Here is a 16066-nt window from a genome sequence, read left to right on the forward strand (position 1 = left end):
TTGTATTGTCTATCTTAACTTATTCATATGTATTACACTTGTGCGATTGTTGATGACGAGCAACATGCTATTGATGTGTTGACGGATTACATTAACGACACCCGCTTTTTAAGAGTAACCAAAAATTTTAATAACCCGATTGATGCCCTCGAAAGTATCGGTACAGGCGATAAAGTTGATTTTCTTTTTCTGGATATTGATATGGACGGGATGCCAGGCACAGAACTCTCGGTACATCTCCGATCAAAAGCCAGGTTTATTATTTATGCTTCTTCAAATCTGGAGCATGACGTAAAGGAAACCAATTCGGATTTTGAATGTTATCTGGGGAAACCCATATCCATGAAACGCTTTTCGGGTACCATAGAAACATTGATGCGGCTGAATAATCTGCCCATAAAAAACTGAAATAAAAATTATGATTGAGCTCTCTTACTCCTTTGAACATGAATTTTTAGCCAATACTACCTATCAATTAATGCGTGTAAGCATGAATGATCCCTGGCTGGTACTTTCGGGCAGTGATGTGGTTGGTATAATAAATCAGGATGATAGCGAAAGCTGGAGGCAGATTGAAGGCGAGGAGATGCCTGCCGATGCTGTTAAAGGAATGGGAGAGCTGATTGACATGCAACAGTTTAGCTGGTTACCAAAGCTCATTAAAAAACAATGGCCCGAGTATGTACAGGAAGTTATTGTAGAGAGCGAAAAAAATTACGAAGTACTTTGCCATAAAGATGTATGTCCCGATCGCTTTAAACAACGTTTCACACCAGGTATTCATGCTTTGGCCAAACGTGAAACAGAACTTGTATTTAAGGTACGTCATTTCAAGGCTTCAACCCATTATCAGGTAGTTAAATCGCGTACCGCAGATAGGTATGCCTAAAGGTAATTATTGATTGAATGTTGGAATTTAGGATGAGTGAATTTAAAGCCATTCTATCATTCACTAATTTATTAATTCTCTCATTCTTTAATTTCCTACAAATAATTTATTGTTTGAGTTTTTATTTAGACTAATTCTTGTTAGTTTTGAGGCGTTAAATCTTATCAGTAGATCCCCAAAATGAAAAAACTCTTACTAGGCCTAACTTTATTATGGTCTGTTTCTGCACAGGCACAAAAAAACAGCTTGCTCGATCAGGCTTTCTGGCAAGGCAAACCAGATGTAAACAGTGTTAAAGCCGAAATCGAAAAAGGAGCAAAGCCTGCCCAGTTAAACGGTTCGAGCTTTGATCCGGTGGTGATGGCTATTAATGCCGATGCACCTAACGAAACCATTAAATTTTTATTGGTTCAGCCGGGAAACGAGGTAACCAAACTTACACACGATGGCCGTACTTACTTACACTGGGCTGCAAACAAAGGGAACGACGAAATATTAAGTTATTTATTATCAAAAGGCATTAACGTAGGCTTAAAAGATAGCCACGGTGTTACCGCATTAACTTTTGCCGCCGGTTCTGGTCAGCAAAATACCAAAATTTACGATTTACTTTTAGCCAATGGAGCTAATTTAAAAACCGATGTAAACGGTAGTGGTGCAAATGCTTTGTTACTTGCAATTGGCAGTGATAAAGATTTTAAACTGACCGATTATTTTGTTGGCAAAGGACTTGATTTAAAAAGTACCGATGCAGATGGTTTAAATGCTTTCGGTTATGTAGCCAGAAGTGGTAATATCGAAGTGCTTAAAGCTTTACTTGCAAAAGGCATCCCGGTTGATCAGTTTGCGTTGATTACTGCAAGCGAAGGCAGCCGCAGGGGCAGCAACGGCATTGAAGTTTACCAATATTTAGAAAGCCTGAAAATTAAGCCAGGCAATACGAATAAAGAAGGTCGTAATGTATTGCATGCATTGGTTCGTAAACCCAAACAAAACGATATTATTGCCCACTTCATTGCAGCGGGAGTTGATGTAAACAAAGCTGATAACGATGGCAACACACCTTTAATGTATGCTGCAGCCACTAATCGCGATACCGCAGTGCTGGCTTTATTATTGCCAAAAGTGAAAAACATTAACCAGATAAATACCAAAGGACTAAGTGCCCTGGCTATGGCGGTTAACAGTAACTCACCGGCAGTAGTAGCTTATTTGCTGGCTAAAGGTGCCGATTTAAAAACAACTGATAAGGATGGCAACAATCTGGCTTATTATTTAATTCAATCATATAGCAGTGCAGAGGCAGGCCGTGGTTTTAATCCTGGCGGACCTTCTAAAGCTGAAGAATTTGAAGGTAAACTTAAATTATTGCAAGCTAAAGGTTTCGATCTGGCTGCAGCGCAGAAAAACGGCAATACGCTATATCATTTAGCCGTTGCCAAAGGCGATTTAACTTTGGTTAAACGTTTGCAGGATTTCAAAATTGACGTAAACAGCCCAAATAAAGAAGGCATAACCCCTTTACATAAAGCTGCAATGATCTCTAAAGACGATGTGATGCTAAAATACCTTTTAACCATTGGTGCTAAAAAAGAAGCTAAAACCAGTTTCGATGAGAGTGCTTTTGACCTGGCCAGCGAAAATGAATCGCTAACCAAAGGAAATGTATCACTAAGCTTTTTAAAATAGAATATGAACAACTTAATTAAAATAACACTACTTTTTTGCGTACTTGCATTTTTTAAACCGACACAGGCCAGTGCACAAAATACCGCGAAATACAAATGTATGATCCAGATGAAGAGCTATATGGGCGAAGGTGCTTATATCGTTATTTCGCTGGTTGATGCCAAAGGACAATATAACAAAACGCTTTATGTGCTGGGTTCTGATAAGAAATGGTACAACAGCTTAAAAGAGTGGCATAAATTTTACGCTCAAAAACCAACCAATATCAGCGCTGTTACCGGTGCTTCATTAACAGGTGGCGACCGTGGTGTTTCTGTTATCGAAATCGAAAAAGCTAAAATCAATGCCGGTTACAAACTGCGTTTCGAAACTGCGGTTGAAGACAAAGAATATTTCGTTAAAGATCTCGAAATTCCATTAACTGCCGAGGCACTTTCTGCCAAAACAGATGGTACAGGATTTATCAGATACGTACGTTTTAGCGCGAATTAAAATTCAGTTAAAACTATGACTACTAAAGTTTGGAGATACAGTCACTTAACCCTGGCTGTATCTTCTTTTATTTTTCTATTACTTGCTTCTGTTACCGGCATTATCCTTTCAGCTGAGCCTATCAGCCAAAAAATGAAACCTTACGGGGTAGGTAACCTCCAAAGTACCGATGTAGCCACGGTTATCCCCATTCTTAAAACCAAATACAGCGAAATTACCAGCATCACGGTAGAGAACGGTCAATTTGTATTATTGCAGGCTATTGATAACAACGGAGATGATGTAAAAGCTTATATCGACCCTAAAACGGGCAATGTTTTAGGAACACCAGGAAAAAAGAATGAGTTTTTTCAATGGGTAACCACTTTGCACCGTTCGCTTTTTCTGCACGAAACCGGTCGTTTTTTTATTGGTTTAACTGCATTTTTACTTTCGCTCATTGCCATTTCGGGTATTTTGCTTACCATCCAAAGGCAAAGGGGTATCAGGCGCTTTTTCGCTAAAATACAAAAGGATGGTTTTTCGCAGTATTACCACGTAATTTTAGGGCGCATTTTACTCATTCCAATTCTGATTATTGCCATCAGTGGCACTTATCTTTCATTAAATACGCTGGGGATTTTAAAAACGGTTAAAACCAGTGTTGATGTTAATCTTGATAATCTTAAAGCTACTCCGGTAAAAAGCCTGAAAGATTTTACAGTTTTTAAAAGTATCAGCCTGGCCGAAGTACAATCCATTGAATTCCCTTTTTCAGAAGATGTGGAGGATTATTTTATCCTAACGCTTAAAGACCGCGAAATTGCCGTAAACCAGCTCACCGGCGAGGTGCTGGCCGAAAATAAGTATCCTTTTACTTTATTGCTTAGTAATTTAAGTCTCGATATCCACACCGGCAGAACCAATGTGCTTTGGGTGGTGGTATTGGGCATATCGTCGATCGGGATTTTGTTTTTTATCTATTCGGGTTTTGCCATTACTTTAAAAAGGATATCTAAACGCAGTAAGAATAAGTACAAGGTTGCTGATGCTACCTATATTATTTTAACCGGATCTGAAAACGGCAGCACCCAGGGTTATGCCGATGCCCTCCATAAACTGTTGTTTAAGCAGGGCAAAAAGTCGTACATCACTACTTTAAACAATTATACCGTTTTTCCGAAAGCAGAGCAGCTGATTATTTTTACCTCTACGTACGGATTGGGCGATGCACCTGCTAATGGTGGCAGGTTTTTGAAAAAGTTAGCTCAAACACCACAAATCCAAGCCGTGAATTATTCGGTTTTGGGATTTGGATCAAAAGCCTATCCCGATTTTTGTAAGTTCGCTTTTGATGTGCACAACAGTCTTGCTAAGGAGTCTTGGGCCACTCCGCTGATCGACATCCATACCGTGAACGATAAATCGCCTCAGGATTTACAATTATGGGAAGAAGCCTGGTCGCAAATGAGTGGTATCGAGGTGAATGTACTTTCAACTCAAAAAGCAGCGAAGCCTAAAAAGTTAAAAAAATTCACCGTTCAATCGAACACAGGTCAGGCCAAAAAGGAAGGTGTTTTTCAGGTTAAACTGAATGCTGTAGGTAAGCTGCAAGCAAAATCAGGCGATTTGCTGGCTATTTATCCTGCAAACGATCATCGTGAAAGACTGTATTCCATTGGCGTGATTGATAATGCAATACAACTAAGTGTGCGTTTGCATCCCGATGGTTTGGGATCTGGTTTTTTACATGATCTTAAACCTGAAGCTGTTTTGAAAGCCAAAGTGGTTAAAAACCCACATTTTCATTTCCCTACAAAGGCTGGTAAAGTAATTATGATCTCGAATGGTACAGGTATTGCCCCGTTTTTAGGGATGATTAACCAGAATGCTGCTAAAGTACGATGTCACTTGTTTTGTGGTTTCAGGGAGAATTCATCATTCGAACCCTTTAAGCAGTTTTTAGTAGAAATGAAGTCTGATACAAAGGTGAGCGATTTTAATATTGCTTTCTCGCGCGAAGGTGAAAAGCAGTATGTGAGCGATCTGATCCGTGCCGAAGCCGACTTTGTAGCCGAAAGCCTCATGCAATCAGCTGTGGTAATGATCTGCGGGTCGCTGGCCATGCAAAAAGATATTGTGCAGATACTGGAAGAAATTTGCCACGAAAAAACAGGGCATCCATTATCATTTTATCAATCGCGTAACCAGGTGTTAACCGATTGTTATTAGATGATTCGTCATTTCGAGGGAAACTCGACGTAATTGAGAACCACGCAGTGCTCAGCGAAGCTAAATCTGATTAAAGATCTCTCCGTTCCGCTACGCTTCAGTCGAGATGACGATCTTCTTTTGAGGATTTAATTTATTACTACCTGCCAATCGCATGGCCTGGCAATTTAATATCCTTCGAAGTCAGAATTTCGCCTTTGTCGGTAATGATAATGTAGCTGTACTGCTGGTATTTTTTGATCAGTTGGGAGCCGGCAATTTTACCTAAAACCATTGTTGAGGTACTTAAACCATTAGCCATTTCAGCACTAGGCCCAAATACCGTTACGCTGATTAAACCTGTAGCTGGGTAACCTGTAGCCGGATTAATGATATGAGCGTATCTTTTGCCGTTAAATACTACAAATTTGCGGTAACTGCCCGAGGTTACAACCGCATTTTTTTTAAGCGGAATTACAGCCAGTAAAGTATCTTCTTTCATAGGGTTGGTAATGCCAATGCTCCAGTCGTCGCCGTTGGGCTGTTTGCCCCAGGTGCTCATATCGCCCGATGCATTTACAATACCTGCTTTTATGCCTCTGGCCAGCATCATTTTACGGCACCTATCGGCAGCATAACCTTCGCCTAAAGCACCAAAACCTATCTTCATTCCTTTTAACCTTAAAAAGATGGTGGAGTTTTGTTTATTTAAGATGATGTTGCGGTAGCCTACTTTTTCTACCGATCGCTTAATTGCTTCGGGATCTGGCATTTTGGTCATAGAGCCATCAAACTTCCATATGCGGTCCATAGCTGCAAAACTAATGTCGAAAGCACCTTTGGTTACTTTAGAAAGGGCAATGGCACGCTCGGTTAAGGCAAATAGTTCTGCATCTACCTTTACCGGTGCAATGCCTGCATTTCGGTTTACTGCCGATACCTGAGAAGTACTTTTCCAGTCGGAAATGAGGTTTTCTATCCGGCTAATTTCAGCAATAACAGTATCAATGTTGTTTTCGGCCGAAAGAGCATCTCCGGCCGAAATGGTAATATCGAAGCGGCCACCCATTAAAAGTGTGGTCCTTTTTCTAATGATCTGTGCACTGGCATTTAAACACAACAGGATTAGGGCAGCTAGCAGTATTCTTTTCATTTACATCAACAATTCGCTGTAAATATAGCGCTAAATGCCGGTTTCTGGCTATTGTTATTGTGCCTGTACCTTTAAAACCACGCTGGTTCTGTTGCTGTTAACTTCCGGATTAAAACCAACTTTCATTAAAAAATCGCCAGAATATACTTTATCCTTATCAATAGGCGATTTGGTATTGGGATAAAGGTTAATTTCTTCGATTTTATATTTTTTGGCAGGGTCTAAACCCTTTAATTTAATGGGTAAAATAACACCATTGGTAAACAGGGTAGCCACATAATAGTTAAAAATTACCGCCTGGTTTTTTGCATCATCAACATAGGCAATTGAGGCGATTTTATTTTCGTACGGATCCTGCAGGCGGTATTGCTGTCCATGCCAAACAATGTCTTTAAAACCGTTGTAGGTTTGCACTGCGTTTTGACTGAAAAGCAGATCGTTTTTACTCAGTTCATTTACACGCACATCGTAACCCAGTTTACCCATCATGGCTACGTCGGTTTTAAATTTAATTGGCTGTTTACCCATATCGGTGATGTGATTATCAACTGCGATTGAAGGGAAATAATAAGAATATTCCCATTGGATAAAAATACGGTCGTAAGGGTTGGTGTTATCGCTAGGCCAAAATTCGGTAAAGTATTTCAGTGCAGCATAATCTACCCGCGAACCACCTCCGGCACAAAGCATCATTGGGGTTTTAGGATATTTTTTTCTGATCCGCTCTAATACACTGTTCAGCCCGCGGATATACTCCAGGTAAAAATGATCCTGGTTTTTTAAAGTTGGCGAATGGGCATTGTAGATGAGCGAATTGCAATCCCATTTAATAAAGGCCAGCTCGGGTACTTCTTTAAATAGATCTTCGACCGTTTGGTACACAAAATCCTGAACTTTTGGATTGCTTAAATCTAACACCAGCTGATTGCGCATGTAATATTCTTTGCGTTCGGGCTGCCTGATAACCCAGTCGGGATGTTTTTCGTAAAGCTCGCTTTTGGGGTTCACCATTTCGGGCTCAATCCAGATGCCGAATTTTACACCGTTTGCGGTAGCTTCTTTACCCAAAGTACTGATGCCATTTTTTAATTTTTGCTTGTTGTACTGCCAGTCGCCCAGGCCAGATGTTGAGCCGTTACGCGGATATTTGTTGCCAAACCAGCCATCATCAAGCAAGAAAACATCAACCCCAAGTTTTTTGGTGTCTTTGGTCAGGTCGTTTAATTTCTCGTCGTTAAAATCGAAGTAAGTGGTTTCCCAGTTGTTTAAGATGGTCGATCGTTCGCCTTTACCATCGGCCAGCTGGTAAGTGCGTGCCCAGTTTTGCAGGTTACGGCTGGCTTCGCCTTTCCCATTGTTAGCGTAGGTATAAACAAAACGTGGAGTAACGAAATTTTCGCCCGATTTAAGTGTGTAATTAGCAGAAAAGTTGTTGATCCCCGCTGTAACGCGAACATAATATTCGTCGAAAGTTTCATACTCGAGTTTAAAATTACCGGTCCATTCCAGCGATCCGGCTATTACCTCGCCCAGGTCTTCGGTAGCAGGCTGATCGATTGACAACATAAACGAAGAGGAGTGAAGTAAATTGGTGCGGGTTCCCAGCTTCGAATCGATGGTTTTAATACCATGTAAAAGCTGCTGCTCTTCCGATCGCATTTCGCGTGTGGCACCACTGTAGTGGCTTTTTAAGAAGAATTTTTTGCCGCTTAAGGTTAGGTTTGCCGAAGCATATTTATTTAACACCACACTGCCTTTCTCCTGATGGGTAATTTCGGTCCATTGCTCAATTACATTTTCGTTGTAGTAGGCCAGGTATTTTAAGGTAACCCTGAAATTGTATTTCGCATCTTTCAGTACCACACTCGTTAACTTTCGGTTTTGATCAAGCTGTTCTGTTTTTACCTCGCTAAAGGTTAATACAGTTGATTTATTGCCATCGGCATGGGTTACACTCAAAGCAGGTTCGAGTAAGTTAACTGAGCCCGATGCAATGTAGGCTTCGCGTTTATTGAAGAGGTCGTCAGATCCGGGTTTATACTTATCTAACTTTTGTATGCCGGGATATTCGTCGCTGTTGGCCAGTTTTTTGCCCAGGTAAGTCGATAATAATGATTGATCCTGATCTGTTTCTAAAATGAGTACGTTGTGCTTTGTAGCAATTTCGATTGTTTTTTGGGCATAAGTACTTGCGCAGAGTGTCATCGATAGTAAAAATAGGTGGAGTTGTTTTTTGCTCATAATTCTTTTAAATGAACCTGTTTTTTGGTAGGGTTCTGTAGCAGATATAAGCATTTGGGCAGGTTAAGCATCTACATACCTCAATGCGCCCGAAAAACTTAAATATCAGCTGGTAAAAATGTAAACAATGTACTTTTGTTTAGTAACCGAAATTAACCATTACTAAACATAATTTAACCCGATTATACAAAAGATCTTTGTTGCTTCGCTAAAATTTGGTACAGCATCATCAAAGTAGGACAATACCATCTGATAATCCCTTTATAACCTGATTAGCGCAACGTAGTGGCCCTATAGATTATTAGAGGAAAGAGGAGGATAGAGATCGATCTTTTGATTTAACAAAGGCACATTCAGGTCAGGGCTTGGGTTGGAGTGATAAAACTTGCGACAGGGTGAGAGAATATGTAATCAGGGAAACTCCGTTATTCCATCACCCTGAATTTATTTCAGGGACTCTTATTAGGGATGCTGAAACAAGTTCAGCATGACGATATGGGAAAGTGTGGACTCATTCAGGCCAGGGCTATGGCCTGATTCGAACTGCACCTTAAATTATAAATGATGCACCTTAATTTATAAAAGCTGTACCTCAATTTATCAGAACTGATTTAATAATCTGGAGCAGCTGTTTAAATAAACGGTGTCAAAAAGAATATTTAAATTTGGCCGATAAAATTCTTTCCCCTCATGACCTTCGTAGAAAAACTGCAGGCCTTACGTACCTTAATGGCCGAACAAAAAATAGATGCTTATATCATTACCGCTGCCGATCCGCACATCAGTGAATACCTGCCAGCACATTATAAGGCGATCCCTTTCGTGAGCGGTTTTACAGGCTCGGCCGGAACTTTGGTAATTACACAAGATTTTGCCGGTCTTTGGACTGATTCGAGGTATTTTACACAAGCCGAAACACAGTTATTGGGTTCTGGTTACGAATTGGTAAAGCTAAAAGTACCACATACCCCGAATACATTGAGTGGTTAACCGAAGTTATGCCCAAAAATTCAACAGTTGCTTTCAATTACCAGCTCATTTCAATATCGCTGGCCTTAGAAATACAGACTAACTTCGGGAAGCATCAAATCAACACCGTAAATGCCGATTTATTAAGCGCCATTTGGTTAAACAGGCCTGCTTTGCCAACCGAAAAAGCCTTTCTAATCGAAGAAAAAGACGCTGGTTTATCCATCTCAGCAAAACTTACAGAGGTAAAGGCACAGTTAGAAACAAATGGAGCCGATAGCCATTTGATTTCTTCGCTCGATGATATCGCCTGGCTTTTTAATATCAGGGGCAAAGATGTTGATTATAATCCTGTAGCCTTAAGCTTTGCTTTAATTACACCCAATGAAGTGAAACTCTTTATTGATGTTGAAAAGCTATCAGAAAGCGATATAAACACCTTAAAGCAGCAAAGTGTAGCACTTTATCCATACGCTGCTATCACTGAGGAACTAAAAGAGCTGTTGCCCAATACAGCTGTTTTTATCGATTTTAAACGCAACTGTTTTGGAATGTATCAACTGCTACCTGCTACCGTTAAAGTAATTTCGGGGACCAATCCAAGTACGCACCTAAAAAGTTTAAAGAACGAAACTGAGGTTAATCACATCCGCAAGGCTATGGTACAAGATGGGGTGGCCATGACCAGGTTTTTTAAATGGATGGAAGAACGGTTAGGGGAGGAGCAGATTACAGAATGGTCGGCAGCAGAGAAACTGGCGACTTTCAGGGCCGAGCAGCCTGGTTTCGCTGGCTTAAGTTTTAATACCATTGCCGGCTTTAATGCCAATGGTGCTTTGCCGCATTATAGTGTAAGTTTGGCAAGTAGTCTAGAAATACAGCCAGATGGTTTGTTCCTGGTCGATTCAGGAGGGCAATACTTATATGGTACAACCGATATTACCCGGGTAATGCCTATGGCAAATTATTCAGCACAGCAAGCCGATGATTATACCCTGGTACTAAAAGGATTGATTGAAGGATCGAAACTGATTTTTCCGGAGGGTACAAAAGGCTACCAAATCGATTCAATTTGCCGGAAACCTTTGTGGGAACATACCATTAACTTTGGTCATGGAACAGGCCACGGTATTGGCTTTTTTCTTAACGTACACGAAGGACCTCAGAATATTAGCCCCGCCAATGTTGATGTAGCCTTTAAACCGGGTATGGTAACCTCCATTGAGCCGGGGATTTATAGACCAGGCGAACATGGTGTAAGGATCGAAAATCTGGTGTTGTGTACTAACCACAGCAGTAGTGCGTTTGGCAATTTTCTAAGTTTTGAAACCCTTACTTTATGTTATATCGATACCCGGATTATAAATAAAGCACTTTTAGAGGCCGATCAGCTTCGCTGGTTAAATACTTATAATAGCAAGGTGTTTAATCAGCTTCAACCGCACCTTACAGCCGGAGAAGCAAATTGGCTAAAAGAGAAATGCCAGCCGATATAGTTATTCATAATCTTTTATATTCGAAAAGCAGCGCCCTATTTACCTTAGGGCGCTGCTTTTTTGCATTAGATGGTGTGCAGTTTGCTAGCTGACTTTAATAAAACACAGGCTTAGCCTAACTTGCCATAAATGCACCAATTCTTTACCGATTTTGCGCTATTTCTAAAGATGGTATGCGCTTTACTTTTTTAAATATATTTTTGAATAAAACGTCATAAATACGTTTTTTCATCATGATGAATATAAAACCAACAAAAACATCTGCTGTAATAGCTTTTAAAGCAATATTTTGCTTAGCCTTATCTCTACTACACATTCAGGTAACTTTAGCCCAATCTCCATGGATTGCATTAGGTAAAAAGCCATCCACACTGGGTTTAACAAAAGGTTTCTCGCAGTTTGATGCAGGGCCGTTTAAACTCAAACTGGTTAAAGCATCGCAAACGGTAGCGGGTTTACAGCCCAAAATGGTTGATGGTTTCGATTTTGTGCCCAGCGACAGTTTAAAAGTGCGCAGTTCGGATGGTTTGTACCATTTGGGCGATATTAACCTGAAATTGCGAAGCGCTGGTAATGAAGCCTGGACAAGCTATAGCACTGCAGCCAAAAGAGTTGAGGTTAAAAGTATCGCTGCAGGTAAAAATGTACTCTCAGCTGCCGATCTTGCCGCAACATTCCCTGCCGATATTCCCCTGCAAATTATCCGTAGCTGGGAAATGCAGCAGGGTAAATTAGTGCTTCGTTTCGAACTGAAAAACAAAAGCAGTAAAACCGTAGAAATTGGGGCATTGGGTATCCCGATGATTTTTGATAACATTTTAGAAGGCAGAACCCTGGAGCAAACCCATGCCAAAAATGTGTTTTACGATCCTTACATCGGCCAGGATGCCGGTTATTTACAGGTAACCCGCTTAAGTGGTCAGGCACCTTCGCTAATTGTGGCTCCGGTGGGGCATACCCCTTTCGAAGCATACAACCCACTAAACGATGACCGTACTCCCCGTGGAATTGCTTTTGAGGGCTTTTACGAGTGGATGGTACACAGTAAAGCCTATGCCGAAAACGAATGGAAAAATGCCGAACAATGGAATAAACCAAGCAGTGCGTTTTTAAAACCTGGTGAAAGTAAAAGTTATGCGCTTCAGTTTATTTTATCGGGTACCGCAAAAAATACAGAAAGCAAACTGATTGAAAATAAAAGGCCAGTGGCCATATCGGTACCGGGTTATGTACTACCGAAAGATGTAGACGCCAAATTATTTATCAATTACGCTAAAAAAATTAAATCGCTTAACGTACAACCAGAAAATGCTTTAACTGTAAAAGCTGTTGGCGTAACCAAAAATGGCTGGAAAAGCTATTCGGTAAAAGCGAATACCTGGGGAAGAGCGCGCTTATCGGTTGTTTACGAAGATGGCCTGGAGCAAACTATAAACTATAAAGTAATTGAACCCGAAAATGAGGTGATTGCCAGTTATGGTCATTTTTTAACCACCAAACAATGGTTCAATCAGCCCGATCCTATTTTTAAAAGAAGCCCTTCGGCCATTACCTACGATTATGAAAAACAAGAACAGGTAACGCAGGATAACCGTGCCTGGATTGCAGGTTTAAGTGATGAGGGTGGCGCAGGTTCGTGGCTGGGCGCCATGATGAAACAACTGGTGCATCCCGAAAAAGAAGAAGTAGCCAAACTGAAACAGTTTGTAGATACGGTAATGTTTGGCCATATACAGCTTAAAGATGGGCCTCAGAAATATGGGGTGAAAAAGAGTTTGTTTTATTACGCTCCCGATTCACTGCCCAAAGGCACCTATGCTGAAAATATAAACTTTAAAACCTGGTCGGCATGGCCTAAAAAAGAAGCCGATAACCTTGGCCGCTCTTACAACTATCCACATGTGGCTGCTGCGCATTGGGTAATGTACCGTTTGGCACGCAATTACACCGGACTGGTAGAAGAGGGGAGTTGGAAACAGCACCTCATTGATGCCGCCGAAACGGGCATGGCCATGGTTAATATTGCACCTTACTATGCACAGTTTGGACAAATGGAAGGTACTATCTTTTACCTCATCTTAACCGACCTTAAAAATGAGGGCTTAACAGAGGAGGCAAGCAAACTGGAAAACGAAATGAAAAAGCGTGCCAATCACTGGCGCTCGTTGCAATATCCCTTTGGTAGTGAAATGCCCTGGGACTCTACAGGTCAAGAAGAAGTTTACGTATGGTCTAACTATTTTGGCTATGCCGATAAGGCCAATGTAACGCTAAATGCCATACTGGCTTACATGCCTGTGTTGCCACATTGGGCCTACAATGGTAATGCCCGCCGTTACTGGGATTTCTTGTATGGCGGTAAACTTACGCGTGTAGAACGCATGATTCACCATTACGGATCGGGCCTGAATGCCATACCGGTACTGATGGATTACCGTAAAAATCCAGATGATTTTTACCTGCTCCGTGCTGGATACGGTGGTTTAATGGGTACCATTTCGAACATTACACAGGATGGTTTTGCACCAGCTGCCTTTCATGCTTATCCCTCTACCTTAAAGAACGATGGTATTACAGGCGATTATGGATCAGGATTTTTTGGTTATGCAGTTAATACTTCGGCTTATGTAATCAAACACCCCGAATTTGGCTGGCTGGCTTTCGGTGGAAACTTAAAGGAAACAGGTACAACGGTTAGCATTAAATTAACCATTGCTGCAAAATCGGCGGTGTACATTGCTGCTGCAGGCCTTTACATTACACTCGATGCGGGTACAATAGATGAAGTTACCTACAATAACCAGAATGGAGAGATTAAACTCAAACTGAATGCAGCCAATACCTATACACCTGCTGCATTGCTTAGGTTAGCGCAACAGGCCAAGTCTAAAGATAATACCGTTTATACCGTAAAAGATTATAAGGTTAATGAAAGAGGAGCTTATCAAATTCAGCTCAATAAAGATAAACCTACGGAAGTAACCATTAAAAAATAATACCAATTTCTCAACGCTTGGAGCCCTATAAATAATTGTTTACGGGGCTTTATTTTTTCATTTTGTTTTTATAATCAATATCTTGTTATGATTAATTGTAGTTTTAATTGACCTATCTTATTATATTCTTTTATTAAACAATATTATAAGAATTTAATTTTCAGCCATATTGTTGATATATCTGACCACGATCTGGGTAAAATATGCTTTTTATATGCTCAAATTACTTATATCAATACTTTAATTTTATGTGTTTAAATTTTTGATTATAACATAAATATTTATTCTTAGGATAATATTGTACAATAACTGCAGCCGCCCCCTTAATTAACAACCCAATAGTTTGTCATTGCTGTGCAGATTTTGCCGCAATTTTTCGCTTAAAAGAAATTAATTGTGATTTTTACATCCAAAATCTAGCTTATAATTTGCAGATACCGCCCATATTTTAGCCATTCAATTGTTAAGTTGTTTGAATGAAAATTGCATTTGGGATATTTGCCTAACAACAAAAAATATGTTTCAAAAGGAAGTTTACCTCCAACGGAGAGCAGCGCTAAAATCAAAAGTAAATTCGGGTATTTTACTCTTTATGGGTAACGAAGATAGCCCGATGAATTATAAAGACAATGCCTACCACTTTAGGCAAGACAGTACTTTTTTATATTATTTCGGTATAAACGAACCTTTACTGGCTGCGTTTATCGACCTCGATACCGATAAAACCATTTTGTTTGGCAACGAAATGGGTATTGATGATATTGTTTGGATGGGCAGGCAGAAAACCCTGAAAGAAAAAAGCATCGATTCGGGTTTAACAGAAGTGAAGCCACTCGATAAGCTAGATGATTATCTTCAAAAAGCAGTAGAAAAAAAACAGGAGGTACATTTCTTACCGCCTTACCGTGCCGAAAATAAAATTAAACTCAGCCATTGGTTAAATATTCCAATCGGTCAGTTAAAAGAAAAGGCATCATTAACTTTTATTAAAGCGGTTGTAGCCCAACGATCAATTAAAGGTCCTGAAGAAATAGCAGAGTTAAACCATGCGGCAGCTTTATCGGCCGATATTCATTTAATGGTGATGCAGCAAGCCAGACCTGGCATGTACGAACGCGAGCTTGCCGCAAAAATTGAAGGTGCTGCGTTAGCTACGGGTGGAAATATTGCCTATCCGGTTATTTTAACCGTACGTGGCGAAATTTTACACAATCATTTTCACGGTAACCAGTTGCAGGATGGCCAAATGGTTTTAAACGATTCGGGTGTGGAAACTGCTTTGGGTTATGCCGGCGATCTTACCCGTACCTTTCCAGTAGGTAAGAAATTTACCGCCGAGCAAAAAGATGTATATGATGTGGTATTAAAGGCCTACACCGATGCGAAAAACATGCTGGCTCCCGGTGTAAGGTACTTGGATGTGCATTTAACCTCGTGCAGAACACTGGCACAAGGCCTTAAAGATATAGGTTTGATGAAAGGAAATGTTGAAGATGCTGTAGCCGCTGGTGCACATGCGATGTTTTTTCAGTGCGGAACAGGTCACATGATGGGACTCGATGTACACGATATGGAAGACCTGGGCGAACAATATGTGGGATACACCGACGATTTGCTTAAAAACACCACACAATTTGGCTTAAAATCGCTAAGGTTAGGTAAAGCACTCGAAACCGGTTATGTATTAACGGTAGAGCCTGGTGTGTACATTATTCCAGAGTTGATAGATCGCTGGAAAGCCGAAAATCAGTTTAGTGAATACATTAATTACAATAAGTTGGAGCAGTTCAGACATTTTAGCGGGATTAGGGTTGAAGATGATTTCCTGATTACCGATAACGGGAGTAACATGCTGGGCAAACATCTGGCCATTACCACTGATGAAGTAGAAGCACTGAGAAGTGAAGCTTACTAACAAAGCAGGAGAGATAGCAGGGCCGGACTAACCGAT

11 protein-coding genes are annotated in these 16066 nt (G+C 40.6%); 9 read left to right on the forward strand and 2 right to left on the reverse strand.

Annotation, left to right across the window (positions count from 1 at the left end):
- Nucleotides 1-27 precede the first annotated feature (27 nt).
- The 5 genes from G7074_RS20130 to G7074_RS20150 all read left to right on the forward strand — a co-directional run bounded on the left by G7074_RS20130 (nt 28) and on the right by G7074_RS20150 (nt 5281).
- Nucleotides 28-408 carry a LytTR family DNA-binding domain-containing protein gene (locus G7074_RS20130; RefSeq protein ID WP_124559353.1) on the forward strand — a complete coding sequence of 127 codons (381 nt, stop codon included), beginning with the start codon at nt 28-30 and terminating at the stop codon, nt 406-408.
- A gap of 10 nt (nt 409-418) precedes the next feature.
- Nucleotides 419-889, forward strand: coding sequence for a hypothetical protein (locus tag G7074_RS20135; RefSeq protein WP_124559352.1), 471 nt, complete (start codon nt 419-421; stop codon nt 887-889).
- Nucleotides 890-1069: 180 nt separating this feature from the next.
- Nucleotides 1070-2578 (forward strand): ankyrin repeat domain-containing protein, encoded by a 1509-nt coding sequence (locus G7074_RS20140; RefSeq protein ID WP_124559351.1) that lies wholly within the window; start codon nt 1070-1072, stop codon nt 2576-2578.
- A 3-nt stretch (nt 2579-2581) separates the two neighbouring features.
- The gene (locus G7074_RS20145; RefSeq protein WP_124559350.1) at nt 2582-3070 is read left to right on the forward strand and encodes a DUF2271 domain-containing protein; all 489 of its coding nucleotides are present in this window, start codon (nt 2582-2584) and stop codon (nt 3068-3070) included.
- Between the two features lie 15 nt (nt 3071-3085).
- On the forward strand, nt 3086-5281 hold the full coding sequence (locus G7074_RS20150) for a PepSY domain-containing protein (protein ID WP_166210913.1): 2196 nt from the start codon (nt 3086-3088) through the stop codon (nt 5279-5281).
- Between the two features lie 139 nt (nt 5282-5420).
- On the opposite strand, the gene G7074_RS20155 is transcribed toward G7074_RS20150, so the two are convergent.
- Together G7074_RS20155 and G7074_RS20160 are read right to left on the reverse strand one after the other, a co-directional pair.
- Nucleotides 5421-6413 carry an FAD:protein FMN transferase gene (locus G7074_RS20155; protein ID WP_124559348.1) on the reverse strand — a complete coding sequence of 331 codons (993 nt, stop codon included), beginning with the start codon at nt 6411-6413 and terminating at the stop codon, nt 5421-5423.
- 54 nt (nt 6414-6467) lie between these two features.
- Nucleotides 6468-8654, reverse strand: coding sequence for an alpha-galactosidase (locus G7074_RS20160; protein ID WP_166210916.1), 2187 nt, complete (start codon nt 8652-8654; stop codon nt 6468-6470).
- Nucleotides 8655-9344: 690 nt separating this feature from the next.
- Between G7074_RS20160 and G7074_RS27330 the strand changes: the two genes are divergently transcribed.
- From G7074_RS27330 to G7074_RS20175, 4 genes are all read left to right on the forward strand, one after another.
- A complete protein-coding gene (locus tag G7074_RS27330) occupies nt 9345-9644 on the forward strand; it encodes an aminopeptidase P family N-terminal domain-containing protein (RefSeq protein WP_240916368.1) in 300 nt (99 codons plus the stop codon).
- Between the two features lie 8 nt (nt 9645-9652).
- A complete protein-coding gene (locus G7074_RS20165) occupies nt 9653-11119 on the forward strand; it encodes an aminopeptidase family protein P (RefSeq protein ID WP_240916369.1) in 1467 nt (488 codons plus the stop codon).
- A gap of 233 nt (nt 11120-11352) precedes the next feature.
- Entirely contained in the window at nt 11353-14115 is a 2763-nt protein-coding gene (locus tag G7074_RS20170; RefSeq protein WP_205944095.1) for a DUF5695 domain-containing protein, read from the forward strand.
- Between the two features lie 517 nt (nt 14116-14632).
- Nucleotides 14633-16030, forward strand: coding sequence for an aminopeptidase P family protein (locus G7074_RS20175; RefSeq protein WP_166210919.1), 1398 nt, complete (start codon nt 14633-14635; stop codon nt 16028-16030).
- The last annotated feature ends 36 nt before the right edge of the window (nt 16031-16066 follow it).

The organism is Pedobacter sp. HDW13 (genome assembly GCF_011303555.1).
Classification (GTDB): Bacteria; Bacteroidota; Bacteroidia; order Sphingobacteriales; family Sphingobacteriaceae; genus Pedobacter.